This window comes from Leisingera sp. ABD4_442, from assembly GCF_056160905.1.
This window is the reverse complement of the sequence record NZ_JBSWYB010000008.1, coordinates 140,929-167,189: the sequence shown is the minus strand read 5'-3', so window position 1 is coordinate 167,189 and position 26,261 is coordinate 140,929. Positions and strand designations below refer to the sequence as shown.

The following is a 26,261-nucleotide window of genomic DNA, read 5'->3' as shown; positions in this document are numbered from 1 at the left end:
GACAACCAAAATGCCGCGGGATGGAGCAGCCAGGTAGCTCGTCAGGCTCATAACCTGAAGGTCGCAGGTTCAAATCCTGCTCCCGCAACCATCGTTTCCGACCAAGCCTCCGCAAACAGCGGGGGCTTTGTCGATTCAGGGCTCCCCAAAGCCGTCAGCCCAGCCAATTCCCCAACAAGTTCAAGCTGATGCCCGCCCGGTGCGTCTGCGTCCGGAACCATCCGAACCTCCGAAATCAAAGCCCGCAGCGACGCCGTCGCCTCCCGCCGCACCTCTGGCGCGTTCAGGGCGCCAGCAAGGTCCTCGATCAGCTCCCGGTACCGGGCCGACAGGCTCGGATGCAGCCGCAGGGCAGGGGGCTCCGGATTGTCCGCGATGACCGCCGCCAGGCGGGCCTTCTCACCCTCCAGCTCAGACATCTTGTCCTTCATCGAGGCGGTGTACATGCCGTCCTCAATGGCTGTCAGGATGTTGGCGATCCGGCTCTCCACCTTCTTGAGGGCGTGTTCGGCTTTCTGCCGGTCCTGGCAGGCGCCCGCGGCGGCGTCGTTGAAGGCCTTTCGGTATTCTTCCGCGAACTGCGCCAGCAGGTCCGGTGCCAGCAGGCGCTGCTTCAGCCCGGAAAGCACCCTCTCTTCCACTTCTGCCCGGCCGATGGTGGCACGGTTGGTGCAGACCGCAGCGCCCTTGTTGCGGGCACCTGCGCAGCCGTAGCGCGTCTTGTTGATCAGCGTGTAGCTGGCGCCGCAGCAGGCGCAGCGCAGGAGGCCTGACAGCAGATACGTGGGCCGGCGCGCGCGTTCCAGCTTCGGCCGTTCCGTCAGAACACCCGCCGGGTTCATCGCTTGCCGCACTTCCCCCTGGCGCGTCTTCACCGCCTGCCAGAGCTGATCATCCAGAATACGAAGCTGTGGGACTTCTTCGATCTTCCAGTCCTCCGGCGGATTGAGGCGTGACAAGCGTTTGCCGGTGTCCGGGTTGCTATCATAGGTCAGTCGGTTCCAGACCAGGCGCCCGATGTACAGCTCGTTGTTCAGGATACCGGTGCCGCGCTTGATGTTCCCGGAGACCGTTGAGGGGTTCCAGACTCCGGTGCCCTTGCCGCTCTGGGGAGCAGGCACTGCTTCGGCGTTCAGCGCGGCAGCGATTGAGCGCGCGGAAAGGCCGTCTGCGTAATCCCGGAAGATCCGGGTGATGACGGCGGCCTCGTCCGGCTCGATCTCCCGGTCGCCGGTGCTGACCGTGCCGTCGGGCAGGATCTCACGCTTCACCCGGTAGCCGTAGGCAATCCCGCCAGCAGATTTGCCCCTGGCAATGCGCCCCTCCAGCCCGCGCCGTGTCTTCTGGGCCAGGTCCTTGAGGAACATGGTGGACACCAGCCCGCCGACGCCGACCTTCATGTCATCCAGTTCATTCTCCGAAGCCGTGTGGATCTTGACTCCGAAGAAGTTCATGCGCTTCAGCAGGCTTGCGGAATCCGCCATGTCCCGCGAGAGCCGGTTCTGGCTTTCGGCGGCAATAACGTCGATCAGGCCGCGTTCTGCGGTCTGGATCAGCCGCTGGTATCCCGGACGGAGGGCATTCTTGCCGCTGAGCGCGTGATCGGTGAATACTTCCGTCACCTGCCATCCCTTCTGTTTGCACAGACGGCGGCACAGCCTGATCTGGTCCTCGACCGATGTGTCTTTCTGCTTGTCTGTGGAGTACCGGGCGTAGATGGCAGCGCGGAGAACGGGTGTTGGGTTCATGGCTTATTCCTTCGAAGGCGGTTGGCTCCTCTGTGCCGCGATGTCTTCCTGAGCAACCTGGCGGGCGAGGAGCCGTATGATGTGCAGAAGCGGGTCCGGGCAGTTGGCCTGGCCGTTTGTCTGAGATGTGCCGGAGAGACAGGCTGTCTCCTGGCAATTGACATAGCTCTTCTGGTCCCGTGCCATCGGCCGAGGTCTCCCGCCGCTCCCGGGCCGGTGCCCGGGGCGATTTATTGATGATGCTGGTCCGGCGGAGTACTGCCCCGGCGGCTGTTGGCTTCATCATAACGGGTGCGGGAGGGCGGCGGGCCCCGTGAAAAGGCGGAGATGCCGCCCCGGGGCCGGGTTTATGTGGACAACCTGCCTTTTGGGCCGGTTTGCGGGGGGCGGAGAGCTGAGTTGCGCGCCGTTGCGGCCGGACCGGCGGCGTTTGCCGCGCGGGCAAAACCTTTCCGGAAGGGAGTTTTCCGGATTTTGGACCAACCGCAGCCTGCGCCGCTGGAGATTGCACATAAGAATTGTGCAAACCTCGCGGCGGCGCGGCTTGGTTGGCGAACGCATCTACTGGTCCAGGAGCTGCTCTGGACCATTTTTGCGCGGCACATCACGCAGCCAGGACCGGACCGTTTTGGCATCGAACTCTCGTTTTTGCACCAGGTCTTCAGCCATGTCCTTAAGCAACTGCTGATGGGGGTACAGCAGTGCGCGCGCGTGGTCCTCCGCGTAGTCGAGCTTCTCACGCAGGCGTTTGCGGTCGGGTTCTGCCAGCTGCGCCGGATCCTGCGGTCCAAACCAGCCGTTGCCGAAGGCCCCTAAACCCAGTTCAAATTCCATCGCCAGGACCATCCGAGCTGCTTTTCCGAGGTCGGAGGTGGCGCTGCCGCCAGCGCCAGCGGACACAGTCCCAAAGATGAGCCGCTCCGCCGCCCGCCCCGCGAGGTGGACGTAGAGTTGACGGTCGAAATCTGCCGTCAGACCTGCATTCGCGGGAACATCCCGTTCGATTGTTCCGCCTGCGGCAGCCACCCGGACCTGCGTGATCGTCTCGCCGTAGCTCCACGAGGTGATGGCGTGACCGACTTCATGAATGGCGATGCGGTAAAGCAGGTCGTGGTTCTCCTCCTGTGCCATGACTTGCAAATGGCGGCGCAGAAGCTGCAGATCGAGCGGGCAGCCGCTGTGCCGGGCCTCACTGCGGGCTGAGCGCACCGCGGCGTCAACGTCGGCGGCGGTCTTTCCGATACATTCCCGTGCCAGCTGCTGCAGCACATCCTCAGAGAATGTGTTCTGCAGCCGCTCGGCAAGGAGATGCTGCAGCATCTCCTTGCTTGGCAGCGGCATCTCGATCTTGATGTCAAACCGCCCGGCTCTCAGCACCGCGGGGTCGATGTGCTGCGGGTGGTTGCAGGCAGCAACCACCATGATCCCTTCCTCCAGGCCGATGCGGTCCATCTGCTCCAGGAGACCAGCGATCACCTGCGATCCATATCTGCTGCCGTGGGTGTCGCCGCTGGTGCGCGAGCTGATCGCATCGATCTCATCGATGAAAAGGATACACGGCGCATTCTTCCGGGCTTTATCGAAGCTTCTTCGCATCGCAAGCAGCAGATTGCCAAGATGCCCTGCGCTTTGCCACTCGGCGCAGCTGGTCTCGACGCAATTGACCCCGGCGCTCCGGCCCATAGCGCGGGCGAGGTGGCTCTTGCCGGTGCCCGGCAGGCCAAAAAGCAGCAAGGAGTGCGGGATCTCATTCCAGGCCACTTCGCCTTCGGCCCACAGGCGCAGGTCTGCGACCAGTTGCCGGGCGGTGTCATAGGCCGGGCCAATGCCGGTGATCTCCTCCCTTGGCGCGTGGGCTTCGGGCGGTGAAGCGGCAGCGGCAGCAAGCGCCTGGGACAGGCGTTGCGCCATCTTCTTCGCTGTGGGCGCACGCAGGGCAAAAGAGAGTGCGGGAGTGGAGAGCTCTTGCAGCTGGCCGTTCGTGGGCAGTGCGGTGCGGGCGGCGGCTTCATCAATGCGGCCCGTGCGGCTGTGCGTTTGGCGCAGCAGGGCGATCAGAAAATCCGCGTCCACTTGCGGCAATGCCAGCTGATGACAGTGCTCCGCCACCAGCGGCGACGGCAGTGCCATCTCATCCGGCAGGCAGATCCACAAAGGCTGGCTGTGCGCCAGACCCTTGATGATCAGATCGTGCAGCTCATCAATGTGTTGCTGTTCAATCGCACCATCGCGGGCACTGGGGACAGCGAGGGTCACGCGCTGGTTCAGTTGCACCTGGCGCCGGCCGTCATAGGCCTGCCAGCCCGGCGGCAGCAGGGCGTGGTTGAGGAGATTTTCCACGCTTGAAAACCCGGAGGCAGGAATGTTGTGCAGGATCAGCACGGCGCCACGGGCAAGCTGCGTGTCCACCGCAGCCGGGGAGCCGAAGGCCGCGGCGATCCGAAGCAGAAGAAGCAGCTTGTCTGCCGGCAGGTCTGTGTGCGGCAGCCAACGACCTGTCTCATCGCAGGCAAATGGGTCGGCGCCTTCCTGCTCCAGGTGTTCCCAGAGTTCTGGCGGCAGATGGCGCGCGTTCGGGTGCTCGCTCAGATGCTGCAGCAAAGAATGGGGCTGTTCCGGGGGCGTGGACACAAGCGGCTCCTCGGTGTCGGCACCGTCGGCTGGCGCGTCTTCTTTGAGTGTCTTGCGCCGCGTCTGCTGCAGCTCTTCGTAGTAGAGATGATAGCGGCGGGCGCAGTCTTCAGCGAACTTCCACCAATCGGGGCGCGCGGGGGAGTGGTTGGATTGGTTCATAGCAAGCCTCCTGTGAACAGGCAAAAGGGATCGGGCGCCCAGCGGGGCCGGGCGGAATACAGGTCGGAAATTGAAGGGGAGGGAGGCGCTTAGCTGTCTTCTTCCGCCTTGATGGCGTCGAGCATCGCGAAGATCACCTGGCACACATCCGGAAAATAGACCTCACTTTTGACCCTCAATTCATCTGCGTAGAGGTCTGGCGGCGCGACGCTGTCGGGGTGCTCTGCCTTCAGCCGCGCATGCAGGCCTTTCTCAATTTGCACAGCCGTGTGGCCGGAGCTGATGGGAACTGTCCGCAGGACCTGCGCCTCCGTCTCCTTGGTCTTCAGAAGTTGGTGGTAAAGGCGGGAGACGGGATCGCGGCTGTAGCCGAGTTTGATCAGCTTGGCACCTTTGGCGAGTTTAAGCTTCATGACGTAGAGAAAACTTGGCGCACTGCTCCAGCCCTCGCCGCAGTTGCTGCATTGAAACCGGCCGGTCTGCATGTTGGCACGGGCGATCCGCTGTACATGGCCGCAGGACGCATGCCGGTACAGACGGTAGTTCTGGTTGCCACCTGTGTCTTCTCCGATCAGGTGCCACCCTCGTTCTTCTGCTTCAGCCTGTTCTTTGTCAGCGTGGCAAATCTCGCACCGTACACTGCAAAGGCCTTCGGCTGCCCGCTTCACCATCTCAAATTGCCGGCGCAAGTTATGGCCGCAGGGGGCGATATAGTGGGCATAGTGCCGGTCTTCCGGGTCGCGGCCTGCCCACTTCAAACCTGCGGCCACAGCGTCGGCCTGCCACCGGTCTTGAATGCAGTGCGGGCACTGCGGCTGGCTGTTCATGAGAACAAAGATCTTGCTGGCATGTGTCAGACCGCAGCTTTGGCAGGCTAGAAGCAGATGATACCGGTCTTTGATGCGCTGGACGATTTTGAAACCTTTTGCGCTGGCGGCGGCGCGCCAGTGGGGATGGACTGTTTGCGGGAAATGTTCGCAGGTGGAGTGGGGCATGGGAGCCTCCGCATAGGCAAAAAGGGGCAGGGCAGGCGCTGGAACTGGCGCTTGCTGAAACTTCAGAAATGGCATGGCTGAGCCGGGCGCAGCGAGTGTGTCCGCTGCGGGGCGGGTCAGAAGAATGCTGGGAGGTTGGGTTTAGATCGGAAGTAAGTTCTGCGCTTCAGCCGCTAAGGAGAGTTCGACGAGTGCGTTCATCTGACGTGCGGCTGTTTGCATCAGGGGCCGAAGTACAGCGTCCTCGACGCTGAACAGCTCCTGGTTCTCAAAGTACAGCTGCTGAAATCTGCGAGCCTCTTCCGGTCCCGTGGACTCGATCAGAAAGTGCAGCAGCATGCTCATGCGCTGCAGCGGTTGGTCCGATGCGGAGGCCGGAGATGCGGTAAAGATCTCACCGCTTAGCGACAAGCAATCCTGCCATTTGGCTTCTGCGGCCTCTTGGATATCGGTGGATGCGGGATCCCAGGAGAGCGCGTGCGACAGATCACGCTCCAAAGTAAGGGCTTCGTCCATTGCCTCGATCAGCGTGTCGAAAGTTTGGGCGATGAAGCCGGGGCCGTCATCTGCGACAGATGCGGGCCACGGGTCTTTTGCCGTGCGAAGGCACGTGATAACGGGAGTGGTAGTCATGCTGGTCTCCTAGTCGAGGTCAGTGTGACTAGGACGGTAAGGTGGTAACGACACCTCTACCGTCCGCATATCGAGCATATGCGTTATATGTGGTATTGTCAATATGCTGCATATCGCTTAGTGGTGTCCTATGGCCAAGCAGACAGTCTACCCAGTAAAGAAACTTGTGAATCTGACAGAAGAACAGGCAAAACGTATTGCCGACTTCAGGTTCGAAAACCGCTTGCAGTCAGAAAATGAAGCTATTCGGCGTTTGATCGAGATTGGCTTGGATGCCAACTTAGAAAGCGGAGATCAGAAGTAACGACGCTGAGCTTGAAGTCGTATTTGCTCCCATTCTTGAGGCCCAGAAAACCCCAAAAAGAATAAGTCATCCACGGCCCCCGGCAGGGCGGGTCCAGCAGGCTGCTGGCCGCAGGAAGCTTTTGAAGGCGAAGGCCTGAAACAAGCTGACGAGGAGGGGATCGAAGGGGGTATCCCCCTCGCGAACTGGTAAGTTGCAATTCCGGGGCCCAGCCCGGGATTGCAACTTGCCTAGTGAGTACAAGCCTCACAAAAACAAAAATAAGCCTATCGGGATTTTCTTCGTCTTCGCGGAGACTCGGATCAGAGAAGCAGATCCGAGCAGCAAGATGACCCTACAGCCCAAGTTCACCCAAGCCCAGCCCGTAATTCTTGATGAGGCACCGGTTGTGCTGCGCTTTGCAGGCTTGTTTCCGCAGGGCCTCGGCAAGTTCAAGATGCATGACAAGCGCGGCGGCGGCGACCTGGATCATGTCGACCAGGAGCTGTCGCGGCTGAACCAGGTGCTGGCCGGCGAGCCGGGCTGGCAGCAGCAGATACGCGGCGAAATTGCTGAGATGCGCCGTCACAATCACGAGGAGCATTTGCGCGCGCTGAAGGCCAAGTCACGCATGAAGGACGCCAGGAAGCTGGAGGCGGAAGGGCCTGCAGACCCCTGGCGGTCCTGCAGCAGAGGTCCGCTTCGGGAAGGCATCATCACAGTCAACAAAGATTGGCTGGGCGGGGCAGGGCTCTCTGAATGGGATCCGGAACGTGTCTCTGCTTTCCGCAAAACCGCCATGTCGTTCCTCGGTCAAAACTTTCCACATGGTCAGCTGCGCTATGCCAGTGCCCACGTCGATGAGGAGGCTTACCATATCCACTTTGTCGTGGCCGTTTGGACCGAGAAACCATCCGCCAACCGCGGGCATCAGATCCTGCTGCAGGCATCTGAGAACCCGCTCATCAAAAGCTATGAGCATGCCCAGAATCTTGCCGGAGAGGCCTTCGAGACAATCGGGATCACCCGGGGGGAGCGCCGTGCCGAGGCCCGGCGCCAGGCGCGGGCAGAGGGAAAACCTCTGCCCGAGCGGCGGCAGCATGTGCCGCCATCAAAGTGGCGTGCCGAGGAGCGCCTCAAGGCGCAAGCGGAGAAGAAGCGCATCCTGGGCGATGCTCTGGATGAGGCAAAGGCGGCCGTTGAAAACGGCCGGGACCTGGCCAAGGCCACGGTCAAAAAGTCGCGCAAGCGCGCGGTGAAAGAGGCGCGGGCCCGCAAACAGCGGGCCGCGCGGGAAACTGCAAAGATGATCCGCCGCCGCGATGCGACGGAGGCAGAGGCTGTGCAGAAGGAAAAAGCGGCTGACGCCGCGAATGCTCTGAAAAAGAAAATTGTGGCTGAGGTCGGGGCATTGGAGCCGAGGGTTAAGGGGTATGAGGCAAGGGCGGAAGAAGCTGCAGAAAAGTACCGGGACGAAACGGCAGCGCGGAAGGCCGAAGAGGAAAAACGCGCGCGGATTATCCAAGAAAGGCAACAGGCCGAGCAGGTGCTGAACGCCGCGAAGGCGGAGAAATCTGATCTGGCCGCTCAGCTGCTGCAGATGGTTCAGCACCGCGGCCAGGAAGAGAAAGCAGTTGCTGAGGCCCGGGCTGCCCGGCTGGCTGAGGAGACGAGGCTGCAGGAGGCAGAAGAAAAGGTCCGGCTGAAAGCAGCGGAGGCGGAGGTCATCACGGATGCGATTGAAAGCGGATTGAATCTGGTTGCTGATGGGGCGATCTACTGGCGGGAGGCGTCTGCAGATCAGCAGGCAGGCCTGGCTTGGGGCGCGACAGCTCCGAAGACCAAGGGCGTGAGGGAGGGAAAGCTGAAAGAAATCCGTCCAGCAATGGGAATGGTCACGCGCATTGCTCAACTGGTGGCCCGGACCGTGAAACGCGTCCTCGCCAAGGAGCGGCAAAAGCTGAAGCATGACGCGGATTATGTTCGCGGCCTGCGCGAGAAATGGGAGCCGGAAGATGAAGCGCGGCTGACGAGGATCTCGCATAGGGAGCCAGGAAACGGGCCACTGTAGCAAGGGGCGGAATGCGGACCTTCTCTGCAAGAGCTAGATCTTGTGGGGTCATCTGTTGAAGCTGACATTCCAACGTTCATTTGGGCCAGCTGATTTCTGCACAGCCGCAAGGCGGCAACGAAGCCATCTCGGATCTCGGAGCGTGTCGAAGCAACTGGCACGAAGGGCAGAAAACCGGCTTCAGCCCGTTTGCCCGCCGGATGCGATAGAGCAGGAGCAGCTGAAAGCCTTCCGGGATTGGATTGTCGATGAGGCCGGTTTACCAGCATTCTCAGCGGGTGAATATGAACAGTGACCCCTTGGCTCCAAGCAACCAAACGATGCCCTCAGCTTGCCCCTGCAGCGCAATCTGACGCGACCAAGTTCTTTATCTGACCCATCGTTTTGAGATTGCGGTGTCTACCCTTCAAGTTGACCCGGATTGCTTTCCCGTCGCTGTATAATTCACATCCTCTTTTGCCCGGTGATTTACCCAATCGGCAAACAGTGTGGCCACAGGGCGACCGTCCGAGTTTACCTCCATCCGGTAGCCCCGGTTGGAGCGGACAGAATGCGTTCCCACTTGAACAAGCCGCCCTTGTTCCAGGAACTTGCCGATAAAGGGCAGAAAACCGATCGCAATGCCCCTCCTATAGGCAGCAGCTTCCAGAACCATATGCGGCTCTTCTAGGATTTCGCCGCGTTCTGCAAAATCTGCGGGGGCGCCGATTGTCGAAAGCCAATGACGCCAGGTTGAGCGGTCGCGGTAGTGGATGGGCGGCAGTACTTCCTCCCAGAAGTTTCCGCTTGTCGGAACTCCAGGCGCGGCAACCGGGATGGCGTTAGTATCAAACAGCAGTGTCGCTCCCGCTGCGGGCCTATCCAGTTCGGCCCAGATGATCGAGACATCGGCCAGGCCGAAATCCGGCTGTCCGATCATATGGATCAAATCTACCCGCAGACCGGGATGCTGTGCTTCGAACGCGCCGATCCGGGGCATGAGCCATTGCGAGGACAGATAGGGCCCGACCGAGACCCGCAGCACCTCCTGGGCTGTCAATTTCCCCGTGATCTCTTTGAGCTCGTTCCAGATCACTGCTGTGGCCCGTGCCAGTTCGGCACCATCCTGGGTGAGCCGGACTTCCCGCACGCGGCGCTCGAACAGCCGTTTCCCGAGTGTGTTTTCCAGCGCGGCAATGCGGTGGCTGACGGCCGACGGCGTCACGTTCAGTGCCTGGGCCGCCCGGGAAAAGCTCAGGCTTTCCGCAGCATGGTGAAAATAGACGAGGGCACCCAGATAGGAGGGGTCTTTGGGGTCGGGCAGCATGTGCGCTCCATATTTGAGCTTAGCTCAACCATCATGTGTTGAATTGGAATTTGTCAAATGTATTCGCTGGCGGCCTAGTTGCGGACAGGAAACCCGCGAGGAACAGTTCATGCTATCAGCACGCCACCGTATCAGCTCAGCTTCTGCAGAGACCGGTCTTCTGACCGTTGTCTTTGAGGACGGCCACGAAAGCCGGTTTCATCCCATCTGGCTGCGTCATCAATGCTGGTGCCCCGTCTGCGGAACGCCTGAGACCGGCGTGCGCGGCATCCGCCTGCACCATATAGATGAAGACATCCCGATCGAGAGCGCGGAAGTGGCGGACAATAGCGTTCAGGTCCTCTGGCCGGACGGGCACCGGTCGGAATACGCGGCGCGCTGGCTGCGCAATCACTGTTACTCTGAGGCTGAGCGTGTCCGCAGGCGTGTGCAGCCGATCCTTTGGGACGGATCCATCAGCGCGGATATTCCGGTTGGGTCTCTGGCTGAAGCTGAGGCTGACCCTGCGGCGCGTTTGAAAATCCTCGAAACAGTGCGGGATTACGGCTTCTGCAAGATCGTGGATGCGCCAACCGACCGGTCAGAAAGCCAGCGGATGATCCAATTGGCGGGCGCGCAGCGGCAGACGCACTACGGTACTTACACGCTGAAAAAGAAGACAACTGTGACCAATGTGGGAGACACCACCGGCCCGCTGGATCCGCATGTGGATGAACCCTACCGCTATGCCGCCATAGGCATCACCGTGTTCCAGGTTCTGCGGCCCAGCTCGAACGGCGGGGCCTCGACGCTGGTGGACGGGTTCGAAGCCGTTCGCCGCCTGAAGGCGCAATGGCCTGAGGAGTTCGAGCTGCTGTGCAACACGCCTGTGACCTGCCAGCGCTTTGACCCTGGCGACAACAGCCATGGCAATATGCGCTGGTACAAGTCCCGCCTGCCGCTCATCCGGCTGGACGGCCGGGGCGAGGTCTGCGGGGTGCGGATGAACGAGAGGCAGATCTCGCCATTGGATGTGCCTGCCGATCAGGTTGTTCCGGTCTACCGCGCGCTGAAACGGCTGTTTGACTTGCTGTACAGTGACGAACTTCGCCTGACACTGGATCTGAAGGCAGGCGAAGGGCTGCTGTTCGACAATCAGCGGTTGCTGCACGGGCGGACGGGGTTCACACCCGAAACGCCTCCCCGTGCCGTTCTCACGTCTTCGGTCGACTTGGACGATTTCCACTCCAGCATGCGCCTGCTGCAGCGCGACCTGGACCCGGACGCCATGCATCTGGTGCTGCCGCAGGGAATGGCCGGATGAGCGCTCCGTTCAAAGTTCTGGCGCTCGGCGGCGACCATATCGGGCCGGAGGTGACGGCCAGCGCGCTAAAAGTGCTGCGCCGGGCTGCGGATCTCTTTGGTGTGGCGGTTGAGATCGAGGAGGACCTTCTCGGCGGCGCGTCCTGGGACATGCATGGCACCTTCTGCACCGATGCGGTGGCCGCCAAGGCCCGCGCGGCGGATGCCATTCTGGTTGGTGCCGTGGGCGGGCCGGAATGGGACAACATCAAGATCGACGGGCCGGTCACGGAAACCGACGGGCTTACCCGGCTTCGGATCGAGCTGGATGTTTACAACGCCCTGCGTCCGGCGCGTGCATGGCGGGCGCTCCTGCCAGCGACACCCTACCGGCGCGAGGTCGTGGAAGGGGCTGACCTGCTGGTGGTGAGGGAAAACTCGGGTGGCATTTACTACGGCGAACCCCGGGGGCGCGAGGTGCTGAACGATGGTCAGATCCGGGCCTTTGAAATCAGCGAATACCGCTCGGCAGAGATTGAGCGCATCGCCCGCTGCGCTTTTGAGGCGGCACGCGGGCGGCGCGGGCACGTCACCTCGCTGGACAAGTCGAACGTGATGGAGAGCGGCAAACTCTGGCGGGAAACGGTCGAGCGGATCGGGCGCGACGAATACCCCGATATCGAACTCAGCCACCTGCTGATGGATTACGCACTGTTTGCAGTGGCACGCGCCCCGCGGGAATTTGATGTGCTGCTGGGTGACAATCTCTTTGGGGATCTCATCTCGGACCTGATCGCTGTGGTCTCGGGGTCCCTGGGCATGCTTCCTTCGGCAACCCTGCCCGCGGCCGCAAAGTCTGGGCGCCCCGTGAAGGGCGGGCTCTACGAGCCGACCCATGGCAGCGCACCGGATATCTCAGGACAGGGCATCGCCAACCCGCTGGGCGCAATCCTGTCAGTTTCAATGATGTTCGAGCATGGCTTTGGAAAGCCTCATGCCGCACGAGCCATTGAACAGGCCGTGGATGACGCATTGACTGCAGGTTTGCTGCCTCCGGACCTGGGTGGGGCTGCTGATACCGCCGCTGTCACGCAATCTGTATTGAATAGTCTAGGGTTGAACACATAATGATAGGGAAGACCCAATTGGACGTCTTCACCGGCCCTGGGACAGGCTGATCCCGTCCAATCTGTGAGTTATCCTCGGTGAAGTTTAGTTTTATGACCATGCTGTCTTAGGAGGGCTCGCTTTCTTCCACCCAGTGAAGGGGAGCAATGCCGCACCCAGCACCAACGACCGCTTCCGGGTGGCTGAAAGAAAGCTGTGAATGTCTGGCAAGGGCCGCACTGTCGGCGGCCCTTTGCAACTAGATTTCAATGGCTTCAGAGATTGCCAAGGCATCTTCGAGCTCAACTCCGAGATACCTAACTGTGCTGTCCATCTTGGTGTGTCCAAGCAGAAGCTGGACAGCACGCAGATTGCCGGTTTTGCGATAGATATACGCAACTTTGGTTCGCCTCATTGAATGTGTTCCGTATGAAGTCGGATCCAGACCGATGGACTTGACCCATTCGCGGACCAGACGTGCGTACTGGCGCGTCGAAATATGCAGCCGTTCGTGAAACCGCCCTGGCCAGAGGTATTCGGACCCGATCATAAGGGGTTCCTTCATCCATCGCATAATCGAGTTGCGCGTTCCGTCAGTGATCTCAAACCTGACCGGCCGCCGGGTTTTGCTCTGAATGATTGAGGCGCGTTCTTTGACCTGACCAGAGGCGAACACATCTGCGACTTTCAGCTTCACGAGGTCGCAACCGCGTAATTTGCTGTCTATAGCTAGATTGAAGAGAGCTAGCTCGCGATGGTTCTCCGCGATTTCCAATCGTACCCGGATGGCCCAAACATGTTTCGGCATCAGCGGACGTTTCTGTCCAACAACCCGTCCCTTGTTCCAAGCAGGGCGGCAGGCGCGTATGGCTGGTAGATTTGCGATAGTCATGGCGGTTCCTCCAATCCGCCACGATCCGCCGCATCGCCAATCCGACATTGGCAGCTCAGGGTAACACGATAAAGGCCGATCCTTTCATGGTTACAAAGAGCCCATTGCTGCCGTTGGCTGCCGGGCACACCCTCGCATGTTTGATTAAACCGGTTCAGCGAAGCGGACATCTGTGTCGCACGCAGCATTCGGTACTGTGGGGCTCGGTCTGATCGCCCGCTGCGTAGAGAACAGACGGGCGCTTCGCATCCTGAAACGGGCGTGTCATCCTCTGCAAATGTGACCGCTGGCTGGCCGCTCCCCAAACCCATTGACCGCGTCAGCTCAAGGGCAGACGTTAAGCATGGTGGCGGATTTACCGGACAGCGCGGTCTGATCGCGCCGATTGTGCCGACCGGAGGTCCGAAGATCCGGCAGGAGGTATCGAATGACGAGAAGGCACGAACTCGACTGGCTCCGGATTATTCTCTTTGCATTGCTGGTTCCGCACCATGCCGCCGTTGGCTTTGTTGACTGGGGGATAGGCATCTACCACTTCGTGAACGACCGGCTGGCGGGCGACGGGTTGACCCTGTTTATCTATTGGAGCCACAGCTGGCGTCTTCCGTCGCTCTTCATGATTGCCGGTGTCGGCACCTGGTTTCTGACCTTGAGGGGCGTAGGGCCAGGCTTCATGAGCCGGAGATTCCTGCGGCTCGGGGCGCCTCTCCTTTTCGGCACCTTCTTCATCAATGTCTTCGGCGGCTATGCCATCGCGGCCTTGACGGGAGAGACTGAGGCTTTTCCTTCCTTCTGGTGGAGCTGGGCGACGGAACCGGAGCTGCAGCAGGTTCAGCACCTTTGGTTCCTGATCAACCTCACACTCTACACGGTGCTGTGCTGGCCAGTCTTCCTCGTTCGGCGGCGCCTTGGGCCGCGGGTGCCGCGGCCAGTTGCATTGCTGACGATCCTGGTCCTTCTGTCGGCGGCGGCCGTTGCTGTCCTTAAGCCCTATGCAGCCGCCCTGGCAGGAGACAATTATCAGTTTGTCCTCTACCTCCTGTTCTTCCTGGGCGGCTATCTGATCGGCGCCGATCATGTCCGTTTTCTGGACTGGGCGTGCGGGCATGCCTGGTGGCTTCTGGCTTGCGCGGTCTTGCTTTTCGGAAGCAAGGCCGCGCTGCTCGCAATCACGCTGCTAGAGGATCCCGCAGCGGGCCAGACGCTTGCGGCTGGGGGCTGGCTCTCTGCGGGCTTAACCCCACCGAACACGACTGCCTTTTCGGTAATCGAGGCGGCAACAGCCTGGTGCTGGTGTGTAGCAGCCCTGGGCCTGGCTGCACGGTATCTCAGCAGATCAAGTCCGCTGCTGCGCGAGTTAAACCGCGCAGTGTTTCCCTTTTATGTGCTGCACTTTCCGCTGACCTTGGTTGGACTGGCGGTTGCGGCTCAGTTTTCGGCGCCCTGGTGGTTTGAATTCATGCTCCTCGTTGCCTTTGTCTATTTCGGGACCTGGTTTCTTTGGACGCTAGCAGACCAATGCGGGCCAGTTTCTTTCCTAGTCGGCGGCAGAAGACCTGGCCGGGCGCCGCCTCCGGCATGATGCGGGATGACGGGACAAGGACCAATAACGGCAGCTCCATACTGTGGTGCGGTTCTTCGGCCTTCGAAAAATGCCGCAGGAAACACGAGCGGCGGAAAAGCGGAAGCTGCACTGCAGCCCTCTCCAGCCTCACGGTGGCAACAAGGTGTGCTTTACCGGATTCAGCAAAGTCCGGTTCTTGCCCAAAGCAAACGTGTGGGGCTGTCCAAGCTGAATATGCGGCGAAAGGCGGCTCCGTCCCGCCACGGAGGCATTGGTTGGTTTGAAATGCTGCACCTGATTGCGAATGGCCGCTCTGGGGAAGCTGCGCTGGAGCTACGGGACCCCCGATCAAGGGCTGCTTTGGGCCGATTCCGGAGAAATGCGTCTGGAGGGACACATGCCCCTCCATTTTGACCTGAGATCTAATCTTCCGGGTGGAAGTGAACGTCCATTGGGCCGTCCCATTGAATGAACAGAACCGTAGGTTCATCGGTGGGAAAGGAGTCATTGTGTGGCTCGCCGCCCGGCTGATACCAGTAGTCTCCAGGGGTTTGCAGCGGCACCTCGGCTTCGCTCTCCCCTTTGACATAGTGCTTTGACGCACCGCTTACGACCATACCGTGGTATCCATGGGTGTGTGAGTGCATCGCTCCGGGAAAGTTCGGCGGGAATTTCATCAGGACCGCCGACGGTCCTTCCTGGGGATTGCCCCAAAGGACAGCCAGCTCGAATGGTGCGCCCTCAGGCTGGAAGAATTCTGCCTCATCCAGCGCAATTCTGTATGAGCTTTTTGCCATTTCAGCCTGGACGGGCAGCACGGCTGCGCAAGCGATAAGACTTGCCATTGCAGCGGATTTAGCGATTGAACTGAACATGATTCTGTCTTTCATCGAGGTGTGCCGTAAGGGTTATGAGGCGGCTTCGCCCCGCCAACCGTGCGAGAACCCAATGGTGAAATTGGCCGGCAAAATCGCTGTCCGAAGGTCAATGATGGCTTGGTATTCATCACTGTTCCAGAAGTTCTCAAGGTTTTCGCGGGAGGGGAACCGTATCAGGGTAAGACCTGCGCCTTCCGGCCATTTGCCCTCGAACTTGGAAATGGAGGCCTCCCGCGCGCCTATAACAAGGAGCTCGCCTCCGAACTGCTCGAGAACGTCGTTAGAGGCTTTTGCATATTCGCCAAAATTCTTCATATCTCCTTCCTCTGTGAAGCTGAACAGAAGATAGGCTTCCTTTCCAACTGACATGACGGACATGTTGGGTTCCCTTTTGTGTTTGTTGCAGATTGAGTTTTGTGCCGCCCGGAACAGGGCATTGCCGTTCAGCCGCCGTGGAAAACGGACAGAGCCATGCGGCGCGCGTAGCCGGGGAAGGCGGTGTCGTAGTTTTTCCAGTCCGAATATTCGGGCATCTCGATCTCGTTCGGAATGGTAAAGAGCAGCTCCACCGGCGCAGACGGATTGCCGCTGGCAAATGCCTCCTGAAAACGGGCCTCTACTTTCGCTTGCAGCTCATTCAAAAACGCGGCGTTTTCCCGAAGAGCCTCGACACTGTTGCCGCTTGAATGCCCGTTGATGGCGTAGGCCGGGTTCCAATCCACCAAAGTGTTCAGAACAATGGCCGAGCCAACAAAGTTGGTGTCCTCCTTGAACTCATGCGGCGACAATTCCCGCGGCATGTACATGTCCACCGAAAATACGACATCGCTGTCCGCCACGCGTGCAACGGTGGTCGCGACGCCATCGGCCACGGCGAGGTGATGCAACTCAACGGTTTGGCCGCCCAGGTCCACGGTGTGGCTGTCGTCGAACGACACGGTGATGGCTGGCATGGGCATGAGCGGCGACAGCTTCAGAACATCCAGGCCGTTTTCCTGCAGGATGATCTCGGCGCCTTCGAACACTTCGGTCCCGCCAATGTGGTCGAAATGCTCGTGGCTGAGAGCGATGTGAGTAACGGGCTTGTCCGTGACTTTTGCGAGTTCTGCTTTCAGGATCTCAGCCCGCGGCGTGAAAGACGGGTCTGTCACGAGGACGCCGTCGTCTCCAACAACCACCATGCTGGAGTATCCCATGGCAAAAAAGTGGAAGACGCCAACCGCGACTTCGGTCATCGGGCTGTTCTGTGCATTCGCAGTGGTTGCCAGCGCAATCAGCGCCGTGGTGGCAAACGTGGCAGGCAGTCTCATATAGGCCCCTCAAAGCTAACATTGTTTGCCTTAGCTAACAACGTTAGCAAAGAAGTCAAGAGGAGGCCCTGAAATACAGGAGATGACACCAAGCCATGGTGGGACGGCCAAAAGAAATTGCCCGGGAATACGAGGGGTTCGCGACGCGTGACGCCATTCTTGCCGCAGCCGAGAAACTGGCTGGCGAGAAGGGCGCATCTGGATTGAAAATAAGAGAAATCGCCCGAATTGTTGGGATTGAGCCTGCGTCTATCTACAAGCATTTCAAAGGTCTGGGCGCCATCCTGACAGCTCTCATTGGGGAGTCCCTGGCAGAAGAGCACTTGTTGCTGGATCTGCCTGAGGAGTTGGACGGTGAAGATGCAATTCGGGAACTCAACAGGCGGACGACCCGCTATTTGGCTGAACGGAAGGGAATCGTAAGCCTGTCATTGGACGACTTCGCAAAGGCCCACGACCCCACCCGTGATGCCTTTGATGAAAACGAGGCCATTATTGTTCAGGGGCTGGATATCGAAGCCGAGCTGATCAGCCGTCATCTTGGACTGGATGCGCTTGGGCGGCGAAAGCTGGGGCAATTGGCGATTGCCCGCCGGTCGATGATCTTGGTCTTCCTGAGCGTCACATGGCTGAACGGAAAAGAAGTGGACGAGGAGCGCGAAGCAGAAATATCCGACATGGTCTCCGCATTCTTGCTGGGATTGCAGTCACAGTATTGATGGGAAACGTCAGGTTTTCACGAAGTAAGAATGCTCGCAGTCGCGAACGCCTTTGGGCCGAAGTGATCTTAGTGTGAGGCACGGATTGGGCTCGACGCGTTGGCCAATCGCTGACGCTCGAGCAACCGCAGCGAGTTCATACTTTGTCTCGCCTGTTCTTGAAATTCTGCACCTGACTGCGAATGGCTGCTCTGGGGAAGCTGCAAAGCAGAAGACTGGAAGGTCTTGGGTGGCAGCTTTGGGCCGTCTTCGCCTTGATCAAGGATGCCCGTTGGCCGAATGCTGCGTAGGCTCCGGTGTCGGGAGAGAGCCCAAAAAAGACACTGGTGTTGGCGCGGTGAAGAAGATTTCGGAACCTATTTTTGCGTTCTATGGTCTTGCGTTTTTATGGCAAAATGGCGAAGTCGAATGAACACTGAACGGACGGCGGTAAATATGTAATCGCACTGCTGGCTGCGACCGAATGCGCAATCAGCGCCGATTTGGCGAAGGTCAGGCATCTGAGAATTAGGGGTTGGCATGTGTTTGCTCCTTTTGCGACGTGAACACTGTGCCTTCGCGGGCGAGCGAATACTTGAAGAGAGCATCCAGATTTTCTTGAGAAATTTTTCTGCCTTCTCGGATTGCCCACATTGAGTCATGCTTTGTCTATGAAGGTCACTTTCGGAGATTGCGCTGTCGATACTGGTCGGCAGATGTTTTGGAAGTCAGGTAAATCCGTACGTCTTGAGCCGCAGGTTTTCGACTTGTTGGAATACTTCTTGCGGAATCCAGGAGTAGTGATCTCGCGCGACGACCTTGTTGAATATGTCTGGGATGGCAGGATTGTCTCAGATTCAACTATTTCAACCAGGATCAATGCAGTCAGACGAGCCATTGGCGACAACGATCGTGCGAACCGCATGCTCGAGACGCTGAGTAAGCGGGGTTATCGGTTCTCTGTTGAAATCTTCTGCGTTGCGTGGACAAGCCCTGATACACCTACACCACGTTCTGATCGCCAGATCACCAAAGCTGCTCGATCGGCGGATGGCACTGTCATCGCCTACGCAACAAGCGGCGAAGGTCTGCCTTTGATGAGGGCCGGGCAATTCCTGACGCATCTGAATATGGATTGGGAGAGTGAAGTCAGGCGACCGACGCTTGATCGCCTTGGCGCACATTTTTCTCTAACGCGATACGATCAGAGGGGGACCGGGCTTTCGGGAACCTCCGCGACGGACTTCGCGCTTGAACGGCTGGTCGAGGACATGCTTGCTGTGGCCGACGACGCCGAACTCGAACGCTTCCCGATCTGGGCGACTTCACAAGGGGTGCCTGTGTCACTGGCATTCGCGGCCGCCTATCCTGAGCGCGTCAGCCGAATGGTCTTGTACGGTGGTTTTTTTCAGGGCCGCGCCGTCCGTGAGCCCGAACCTAACTCTGTTCAGGCGGATACCTTCCTTGACCTAATATCAGAAGGTTGGGGCAAGCCAAGCGGTGCATTTGGCAAGGCTTATGCGACGTTATTTATGCCCGATGCATCGGCGGCACAGATTGATGACATGTGCAAGATGCAGTTGGCCTCTGCATCACCGGACACTGCGATCGAACTCAGGCGTTCGATAGACACCTTCGACGTATCAAACCTCCTCGACCAAGTACGGGTGCCGGTCCTCGTAGTTCACACAACTGAAGACTCCGTCAATCCAATAAGCCAATCTAGCCTGCTGGCCTCTTTGCTGCGAGATGCGCAGTTGAGAATAGTGGAAGGTAGAAATCACGTGCCTCTGCCAGGAACAGACGCATGGGAAACGATTATGCATGTATCGCTCGATTTCCTAAGGTCGGCTTAGTCCCGCAAACTGTGAATTCGAGCAGGCAAAGATTATTGCAGCTCGGCGAAAGTCCGGTCTGACGGGCCGCACTGCGGCGAGCACTGTCATGGATGAACGGCAGGAATGGGCCGTCCGTGAAGACGGCCCATACCTTTAGATTTCTACGGCTTCTGAGATCGCCAGCGCATCTTCAAGTTCAGCGCCAAGGTATCAAACGGTGCCATCCAGCTTTGTATGGCCGAGAAACAGTTGAACTCCGGCTATTTCGGCAAGTAACTCACCGACCAACTTTCTTCAGCGGAACCTTCGGCGAGCATGTCGTCGATCTGCCGTTCAGAGAACTCAACCCGCCTCAACACGGCCCTTGTGTCACTGCCGTATTTTGGTGCTGGGCCGGGCACCCTTATCTGCGCACGCTCTGGGCGGATGGCATTGGGCGCAGCCAGATCACACCAATGACCCATGGGGTGGGTGTCGTGGCGCACAGCTCTATAGGTGGCTTGTTCGATATCGGCCGGGCCGTTGCTATCGGTTTCCAGGGCGTCGTCACGCGTTTCCAGCATCGAGGCCAAAGGAACCACAGCGCTTGCTCCCGCATTCAGATGTTCCGCCCAATAGGCGATGGGCTTGGTTTTGAACCGCTGCGCCAGCCGGCTGATCAGATCGGGGCATTGCGCCAGCCCGGCCAGATCAGTAGTCACCGCCAACCGGTCACGTTTCTCGGTTGGAGCCGCAAAGAAAAACCAGCCATCCGATGCTTCGTAACAGTGGTAGAACGCGTCAGATCCTAAAGCTGCGCGGCCGGAAGGTTCATCGAATGCAGCGCGGCCGGCATAGTCATACATGAACTGCGCCTGTATCATGTTCCCGCCTGCCGAAAGCGATGATCGGGCAATATCAACCTTGCCGGTACGTTGCTTTTGCAACAAGGCACCGCCCAAGGCGACACAGGCCGTCAAGTCAGCCAGAACATCGATCGTACCGGCGTGGGCATGCTCTTCCGGGGTCTCTTTACCGCCGCCAAACCGGGTCATGATGCCCGTTGCCGCCTGCGCCAGGTCATCATAGCCGAGGTGATCTGATTTCGGCCCCCGGATCGGCCCGCCAAAGGCATCAAGCTGCACCAGAATTGCCTGGGGGTTGATCAGAGCCAGATCGCTTGCCGACAGTCCCAAAGCGTCCCGCTGATCGTCCGTTGCATTCAGGGTGACAACGTCGGCCTCCGCAATCAGGCGGTTGAGCGCCTCGCGCCCGGCTTTGGACTTCAGATCCAGCAGAATACTCTCCTTTCCCCGGTTTGCCTGAAGTCCAAAGACAACCGCATTCCACGGATCGACCGAAGGCCTGACTGGTTGAACATGGGTGATCTTGGCGCCGAAACGCGCAAGTGTTGAACCAATCGTCGGGCCTGCAATCACATTGGTCAGATCGACGACTTTCAAACCGTCCAGCCAGCCAGCGCTTTCACTCCCCGTTAGAGCATCGCGTGGCGCTTCGGCCAGGATCGTCTCGACCAAGGCACTGCCATCGCACGGGGCGTGTTTGACCGTTGCACCCGTGTCTGAAGCCAACCAGGCGACATTGCCAATTTGCTGCATCAATCCATAGCTTGGGTCATCAACGGACAAGATCAAACCAGACGCCAACGCATGCGGATCGTGAAGCCATTCAGCGGTGCTGCGCTGCGCGGTTGCCGGGGCCTTGGCCGCGCCAAATAGCGCATCCCATTCATGCGCGGGCTTGGTCAAGAAGGCGGCCTTCATCGCCTCTGCGATCCTTGCGCGGTCCAGAGCTCCGACCGGGTAATTGCTCAGCGTCCATTCGTCCGGCCAGTCTTTGGTGTCCAAGTAAGGGTCAAAAACTGGAAGATCTTCCAGCAGGTGTTCCAACCCCAGCGTTTCCAATACGCGTGCGGGATGAGCCGCAATGCTGCCAGCCACAACATAAAACCCGCGCCCATCCTGACAGGTATAGGTGCGGTAAAACGGGTCCAGAAATTCCGACAGCTCAGCGAAGCTCAGATTGCAGGGTTCACCCATGCGCGCCCGGCGGTCCAGTTCCAGTTCGCGCGGGGATTTGTAGCGGTCGGGGTAATCTTCGATCTGTTCGTGATTGTAGGCCAGCCCCTCAAACAGCGACGACGCCAGCGGCACCTCGATATGATCGCCGCCGGTCTTGTCTTTCGAATAGAGCGCAAACAGTACCGCCATCGACCCGTAGCTCGCCGCATAGGCCGACGCCAGATGCAGCGGGGAGAACGACGCCTTGATCCCCATCAGCCGACGGTTCAACCCCATATCGGTGAACTGGCCGGTGCGGGCGGCAATGATGGCCTCCCATGCCGCCATCCCCGCCAACTCAGGGTCGGTTGAGGCAAAGCCGGGCATAGACAGGTAAATCAGGGCGGGGTTTGCCGCCCTCAGAACCGATGGGCCGACGCCAAGCCGGTCCATGACACCGGGGCGGAAATTCTCGATCACAACATCGGCGCGTTTGGCCAGCTCGATTGCCTTTTGCCGACCTTCCGCGCTTTTCAGATCCAGCCGGACCACATGTTTGCCGCGTGACAGCATGGCAAAGGCAGGATCATCCCATCGCGGACCGTCAGGCGGGTCGATCCGGATGACCTCGGCCCCCATGTCCGCCAGCATCATGCCGACCAGCGGACCGGCCAGGTAGTGGCCGAAGTCCAGAACCCGGACGCCGGTGAGCGGCCTTGCACCGCTCATTGCGCGGGCTCTTCAACCAGGCGCGTTGAGACATCCCCGGGCATCTCTCCGCACCCCATATGGGCCAGATAGAGCGTGTGGAAATGGCGCATCATCGCCTCGGAAAACTCAATGTTTTCCCAATCCACGATGTACCACCCCTGATCGAACGAGCGTTGCGACATGCCTTCCTGAACGGACAGCAGGAATGAAATATCTTCGGGCTGAAGCACATCGCGCCCCCAAATTGCCCGTTTCTCCTGCCGCTCCCGCATCCCAGGGTCGGTGTCTTCGGCGGGCTCCAGGTTGATGCTCCAGCGCAGGCCCCGGTCGGTGCCGATGGGGTTCCATTGGAACAGGGTGATATTGGGCACACCGGCAAACTGGGAAATGCCCACATTGGGGAACAGGAACCAGAAATGCAGATCGGTTTCGTCATGCTCCAGATCCAGCGGATAGGCCATGTTGTCGGCCTTGCCGTTGCCGGGGATAAAGTTGTAGGCGGCGTTCTTGCTCAGCTCATAGGTCTGGTTGTTGATGTCCAGCATGTCGGTGAAAGACAGATGCCCATGGCGGCAGTGCTGGCATTCCAGGTAATTGTCGATCTGGATCTTCCAATTGGCGGCAACATCGACCTCGTGAATAGCCGCCGCCGTTTTGCCCAGAACATAGCTGTCCACCTTGGGGCATTTTTCGCGCACCTGCGCCTCGATCCCCGGCCAGTAATCTGCAATCGGTTCCGCATCCGGATCCAGATTGACAAAGATGAAGTCCAGCAGGCGGTCCACCCGCACTGTTTTCAGGCACACTTCTTTCTGTTCAGGGATATGGCTGGTGTCGCGCTTGCGCATATGGCGCAGCGATCCATCCAGAGAAAAGCTCCAATGATGGTAGGGGCAAACGATGGCGCGGGTCTGGCCTGTGCCCTCAACCAGCTTGTGGCCGCGATGGGGGCAGATGTTGTAGTAAGCGCGTATTTCATCGTCCTGATCGCGCACCACAAATACGTTCTGACCCAGAATGCTGGTGGCCACATAATCGCCGGGTTCAGCCAGTTCACTGACATGGCAGGCGTATTGCCAGGCCTTGTAGAACAGTTTTTCGCGTTCTTCGGCGTGGATTTCCGGGCTTGCATAGTAATCCGCAGCCAGCGCACGCAGGTTTTCTTGGGTCATGGTCTTGTTCTCCGGGCTGGCGGTCACGCCGCGCGTTGCTTGGCAATTTCAGGCTGAACCAATGGGATGCGTATGCCGCTTTGGATCACATCCGGGGCATAGGCCTCGCGGCTGAAGACTTCGCGCACCATCGGGGCAAAGAACTCCAGCGGCAGGTCGTCATAGTCAGGATCGAAACTGGCCTGATCCCAGCGTTCGCAGAACTCGGCGTTGTCGTCGAAACAGGGGTGGCCGCGGTGGCGTTCGCGCTTGTGCTGATCATAGCCATCCAGATGATGGCCATAGTAAAGCATCTGGAAGTCGCCATGTGTTTGCACCACCCAGGCGCATTGTTCGCGGACAAAGGGCCGCAGGATCGAAGCGGCATATTCATCATGATTGTAGGGTGCAAAAATATCCCCGATGTCATGCAGCAGCGCTGAGACGACCCAGTCAATGTCCGCCCCGTCGCGCCAGGCGCGTGTGGCTGATTGCACCGAATGCCCCATGCGGGTGATCTGGTAACCCGCCATTTCACTGTCCAGTTCGACCAGTGCCTCCAGCAAACGGTCGGCTGTTTGCTTGGCATCATCGACGGCACGTTCACTCAGAAGTTCATACTCCTCTTTTGTGCCGTCCTTCATCTGGGTGAAACTGACCTTGTCCATGGCTGCCCTCCGGTTGCTTCGGTCAGGCTGCATCAGCAAAACCTTTACCGCGATCCCAAAAATCGGCATCGTGGACTAACATTTTGATATGATGGGAGCGCGAAAGTGCGCCGTAAGCTTCCCCCTCTTAACGCGCTCCTGGCCTTTGAGGCGGCTGCACGGCACTGCAATTTCACAACCGCCGCACAAGAGCTCTCGGTCGCGCAGCCTGCCGTCACCCGGCATATCGCCAACGTGGAAAGCTGGATCGGAACCCCGCTGTTTCTGCGTCACGGCAGTAAGGTTGAACTGACCCTCGAAGGTCAAAGGCTGTCTGATCTTGCGACGGCTGCATTTGACAGGCTGGAATTGGGGGTGCGTGGGATCCTGCCGGCCAACAAGGATGAATTCGTGGTCGGTGCTTCCTTCGGAGTTGCCCATCTATGGGTCATGCCCCGGATCAGCGGAATGCGGGCGGCATCCGGTAAGAATATCAACCTTGTCACCTCTGATGACTATCGGATTTTCGATGAGCCCGGGGTCGACTTCTCCATAAGATTTGGACATGGCGATTTCGGGGAGAACTGCGCGGATCACCTGTTTGACGAGCAATGCCGGATCATTGCAGCCCCATCCTTTCTGAAGGACCATCCCCAACTCGATCCGAAGGATCCGCTGCGGTCACTCGACCCCAGGCTCATGCTGGATCATGGCGACCCCAACGGCATTGGCTGGATGGATTGGGAGCGCTTTCTGTCGCTGACTGGTGGGGAGTACCCTGGCAGGCAAGCGTTGAGCGTGGTGCAAAGCTACCCGACGATGCTCGACATGGTCTGTGCCGGCGAAGGTATCAGCATTGGCACGATCGGGATCGAAGACGATCTGATCGCATCCGGTAAACTGGTGTGTATCGGTCCCCCGGTCAGCCGCCCAGGCTTCGGATACTATCTCGTTTATAGCGAGAGACAAAGCAACGACCCGTCATTTCTGAGGCTTAAGGAGAACTTGATCCGGAAATCCTAGTTGACCCGGTGACCAAGCATAACAATGAGATTGGGGAATCTTACCGGCTACCCCCACAGTTTTGACCGCCGTGCCTCATCAAAACGGACTTCGGCTATCAATTTTCTAAGGGAAGATTCGCCCCCAGAGCCGGCCTCGGTAACTTTTCGATCTCGCGGTTGCAGCGAATGGACGGCCCGGCGAAGCTGCGCCGCAGACGCCTGACAAGATGAATGGCAGGAATGGGCCTATTCCATTGAAAAACTCCTCATTGCCTAAAGGGCCGTATTCCGCCGATGCCAACCTTCGACCCATAGCGGCTGCTTGACCGGCAATCCCTGAGAATGTCGCAAACAAGCATGACACGCGGCCGCCAGATTGCTGCATTTCTATCAAAACAATGGGAGGGTTCGAGATGGCAGGCCGGATTGCCTATGTGAACGGGGCGCTTGTTCCGGAGAGAGAAGCATCCGTATCCATCAGAGATCTCGGGCTCGTTTACGGAGACAGCATTTTTGACACGATCAGAACCTTTGGCGGAAAGCTCTTCAAGCTGGACGAGCACATCGACCGGCTGATCGAGAGCCTCTCCTACGCCAGGATCGATCCGGGGATGCCGCGCCAGGAAATGATCAATGCGACGGAAAACCTGGTTCAGGCCAACCTGCCAATGCTGCGATCCGGTGAAGATTATTGGGTCACGCTCCGCGTCACCGGCGGGCTGCAGAATTTTGACGGGGAACCTCCGCAAAACTCCGGGGCCACAGTCATTATCGACTGCATCCCGATTCCGTTGCGGGCGAGGGCGCCTTTCTTCGTTAACGGCATCGATGCCAGGATGACCGGGCGCTGCAGGATCGCGCCCGGCGCCATCAATCCGAATGCCAAGACCAATAACTACCTCAACATGATCCTGGCGCAGAAAGAGGTGTCTGCGGAGTTTCCGGGGGCGTGGGCGCTCATGCCCGATCACAACGGCAATATCGCCGAAGGTGCGGGCTGCAATTTCTTTGTGGTCCGCAATGGCGTGGTTCTGACGCCCACGACAGAGTGTGTTCTGGCGGGCGTCAGCCGGCAGGTGGTGATTGATCTGTGCGGTGAGTTGAATATTCCGGTTCGCGAGCAGGATCTGCCGCTTGAAGCCGCTCTTGAAGCGCAAGAGGCGTTTTTCACCTCAACCAGTCTTTGCGCTTGCCCGGTGGCTTCGCTGAACGGACACCGTTACGAAGGCGGCGTGCCAGGCCCTGTCACCAAGCGCATTATGGATGGTTTTGCCGAACTGGTGGGAATGGACTACGTTGGCCAGTATCTGAACTTCCTGTCCGATGCGCCGCCCAGCACAGGGCTGTGACA

The 26,261-nt window shown here is 59.1% G+C and carries 21 protein-coding genes and 1 tRNA gene; 10 read left to right on the top strand and 12 right to left on the bottom strand.

Annotated elements, in window-relative coordinates:
• The first annotated feature begins 14 nt into the window (after positions 1–14).
• Positions 15–91 (top strand) — tRNA-Met (locus ACXAHG_RS09305).
• On the opposite strand, the gene ACXAHG_RS09300 is transcribed toward ACXAHG_RS09305, so the two are convergent.
• From ACXAHG_RS09300 to ACXAHG_RS09285, 4 genes are all read right to left on the bottom strand, one after another.
• On the bottom strand, positions 48–1,748 hold the full coding sequence (locus tag ACXAHG_RS09300) for a recombinase family protein (RefSeq protein ID WP_475056952.1): 1,701 nt from the start codon (positions 1,746–1,748) through the stop codon (positions 48–50). The two genes, ACXAHG_RS09305 and ACXAHG_RS09300, sit on opposite strands and share 44 nt — an antisense overlap.
• Before the next feature lie 561 nt (positions 1,749–2,309).
• Positions 2,310–4,541, bottom strand: coding sequence for an AAA family ATPase (locus ACXAHG_RS09295; protein ID WP_475056951.1), 2,232 nt, complete (start codon positions 4,539–4,541; stop codon positions 2,310–2,312).
• An 89-nt stretch (positions 4,542–4,630) separates the two neighbouring features.
• Positions 4,631–5,536 carry a GIY-YIG nuclease family protein gene (locus tag ACXAHG_RS09290; RefSeq protein WP_475056950.1) on the bottom strand — a complete coding sequence of 302 codons (906 nt, stop codon included), beginning with the start codon at positions 5,534–5,536 and terminating at the stop codon, positions 4,631–4,633.
• A 141-nt stretch (positions 5,537–5,677) separates the two neighbouring features.
• The gene (locus ACXAHG_RS09285) at positions 5,678–6,169 is read right to left on the bottom strand and encodes a hypothetical protein (protein ID WP_475056949.1); all 492 of its coding nucleotides are present in this window, start codon (positions 6,167–6,169) and stop codon (positions 5,678–5,680) included.
• A 130-nt stretch (positions 6,170–6,299) separates the two neighbouring features.
• Here ACXAHG_RS09285 and ACXAHG_RS09280 point away from each other — a divergent pair, with 130 nt between their 5' ends.
• Together ACXAHG_RS09280 and ACXAHG_RS09275 are read left to right on the top strand one after the other, a co-directional pair.
• Complete coding sequence (locus ACXAHG_RS09280) at positions 6,300–6,473, top strand: hypothetical protein (protein WP_475056947.1); 174 nt, start codon at positions 6,300–6,302, stop codon at positions 6,471–6,473.
• Positions 6,474–6,801: 328 nt separating this feature from the next.
• Complete coding sequence (locus ACXAHG_RS09275; protein WP_475056946.1) at positions 6,802–8,523, top strand: plasmid recombination protein; 1,722 nt, start codon at positions 6,802–6,804, stop codon at positions 8,521–8,523.
• Positions 8,524–8,929: 406 nt separating this feature from the next.
• On the opposite strand, the gene ACXAHG_RS09270 is transcribed toward ACXAHG_RS09275, so the two are convergent.
• Complete coding sequence (locus ACXAHG_RS09270) at positions 8,930–9,829, bottom strand: LysR family transcriptional regulator (RefSeq protein WP_475041698.1); 900 nt, start codon at positions 9,827–9,829, stop codon at positions 8,930–8,932.
• A 109-nt stretch (positions 9,830–9,938) separates the two neighbouring features.
• On the opposite strand from ACXAHG_RS09270, the gene ACXAHG_RS09265 reads away from it, so the two are divergent.
• Together ACXAHG_RS09265 and leuB are read left to right on the top strand one after the other, a co-directional pair.
• Positions 9,939–11,132 (top strand): TauD/TfdA family dioxygenase, encoded by a 1,194-nt coding sequence (locus tag ACXAHG_RS09265; protein WP_475041699.1) that lies wholly within the window; start codon positions 9,939–9,941, stop codon positions 11,130–11,132.
• A complete protein-coding gene (gene leuB / locus ACXAHG_RS09260) occupies positions 11,129–12,238 on the top strand; it encodes a 3-isopropylmalate dehydrogenase (RefSeq protein ID WP_475041700.1) in 1,110 nt (369 codons plus the stop codon). Before ACXAHG_RS09265 ends, leuB begins: the two co-directional genes overlap by 4 nt.
• Positions 12,239–12,476: 238 nt before the next feature.
• Here leuB and ACXAHG_RS09255 read toward each other — a convergent pair whose 3' ends face one another.
• A complete protein-coding gene (locus tag ACXAHG_RS09255) occupies positions 12,477–13,109 on the bottom strand; it encodes a tyrosine-type recombinase/integrase (protein WP_475041702.1) in 633 nt (210 codons plus the stop codon).
• A gap of 427 nt (positions 13,110–13,536) precedes the next feature.
• Between ACXAHG_RS09255 and ACXAHG_RS09250 the strand changes: the two genes are divergently transcribed.
• The gene (locus ACXAHG_RS09250; RefSeq protein ID WP_475041704.1) at positions 13,537–14,691 is read left to right on the top strand and encodes an acyltransferase family protein; all 1,155 of its coding nucleotides are present in this window, start codon (positions 13,537–13,539) and stop codon (positions 14,689–14,691) included.
• 404 nt (positions 14,692–15,095) lie between these two features.
• Here the strand turns inward: ACXAHG_RS09250 and ACXAHG_RS09245 are convergent, their stop codons facing one another.
• The 3 genes from ACXAHG_RS09245 to ACXAHG_RS09235 form a co-directional block, all read right to left on the bottom strand.
• The gene (locus ACXAHG_RS09245; protein ID WP_475041710.1) at positions 15,096–15,563 is read right to left on the bottom strand and encodes a DUF4437 domain-containing protein; all 468 of its coding nucleotides are present in this window, start codon (positions 15,561–15,563) and stop codon (positions 15,096–15,098) included.
• 18 nt (positions 15,564–15,581) lie between these two features.
• Complete coding sequence (locus ACXAHG_RS09240; protein ID WP_475041711.1) at positions 15,582–15,929, bottom strand: DUF1330 domain-containing protein; 348 nt, start codon at positions 15,927–15,929, stop codon at positions 15,582–15,584.
• A 65-nt stretch (positions 15,930–15,994) separates the two neighbouring features.
• Positions 15,995–16,861 carry an MBL fold metallo-hydrolase gene (locus tag ACXAHG_RS09235; protein WP_475041713.1) on the bottom strand — a complete coding sequence of 289 codons (867 nt, stop codon included), beginning with the start codon at positions 16,859–16,861 and terminating at the stop codon, positions 15,995–15,997.
• 95 nt (positions 16,862–16,956) lie between these two features.
• On the opposite strand from ACXAHG_RS09235, the gene ACXAHG_RS09230 reads away from it, so the two are divergent.
• Entirely contained in the window at positions 16,957–17,580 is a 624-nt protein-coding gene (locus ACXAHG_RS09230) for a TetR/AcrR family transcriptional regulator (RefSeq protein ID WP_475041715.1), read from the top strand.
• Positions 17,581–18,230: 650 nt separating this feature from the next.
• On the top strand, positions 18,231–19,415 hold the full coding sequence (locus ACXAHG_RS09225) for an alpha/beta hydrolase (protein ID WP_475056945.1): 1,185 nt from the start codon (positions 18,231–18,233) through the stop codon (positions 19,413–19,415).
• Positions 19,416–19,657: 242 nt separating this feature from the next.
• Here ACXAHG_RS09225 and ACXAHG_RS09220 read toward each other — a convergent pair whose 3' ends face one another.
• The 3 genes from ACXAHG_RS09220 to ACXAHG_RS09210 are packed head-to-tail and all read right to left on the bottom strand — an operon-like array spanning position 19,658 to position 23,927.
• The gene (locus ACXAHG_RS09220; protein WP_475056944.1) at positions 19,658–22,126 is read right to left on the bottom strand and encodes a CoA transferase; all 2,469 of its coding nucleotides are present in this window, start codon (positions 22,124–22,126) and stop codon (positions 19,658–19,660) included.
• On the bottom strand, positions 22,123–23,280 hold the full coding sequence (locus ACXAHG_RS09215) for an aromatic ring-hydroxylating oxygenase subunit alpha (RefSeq protein ID WP_475056943.1): 1,158 nt from the start codon (positions 23,278–23,280) through the stop codon (positions 22,123–22,125). The genes ACXAHG_RS09220 and ACXAHG_RS09215 overlap by 4 nt, the downstream gene beginning before the upstream one ends.
• A gap of 23 nt (positions 23,281–23,303) precedes the next feature.
• Positions 23,304–23,927: an HD domain-containing protein gene (locus ACXAHG_RS09210; RefSeq protein WP_475056942.1), complete on the bottom strand. Its 624-nt coding sequence runs from the start codon at positions 23,925–23,927 to the stop codon at positions 23,304–23,306.
• Positions 23,928–24,032: 105 nt separating this feature from the next.
• Here ACXAHG_RS09210 and ACXAHG_RS09205 point away from each other — a divergent pair, with 105 nt between their 5' ends.
• Positions 24,033–24,929, top strand: coding sequence for a LysR family transcriptional regulator (locus ACXAHG_RS09205; RefSeq protein ID WP_475041722.1), 897 nt, complete (start codon positions 24,033–24,035; stop codon positions 24,927–24,929).
• A 394-nt stretch (positions 24,930–25,323) separates the two neighbouring features.
• Positions 25,324–26,259, top strand: coding sequence for an aminotransferase class IV (locus tag ACXAHG_RS09200; RefSeq protein WP_475056940.1), 936 nt, complete (start codon positions 25,324–25,326; stop codon positions 26,257–26,259).
• The last annotated feature ends 2 nt before the right edge of the window (positions 26,260–26,261 follow it).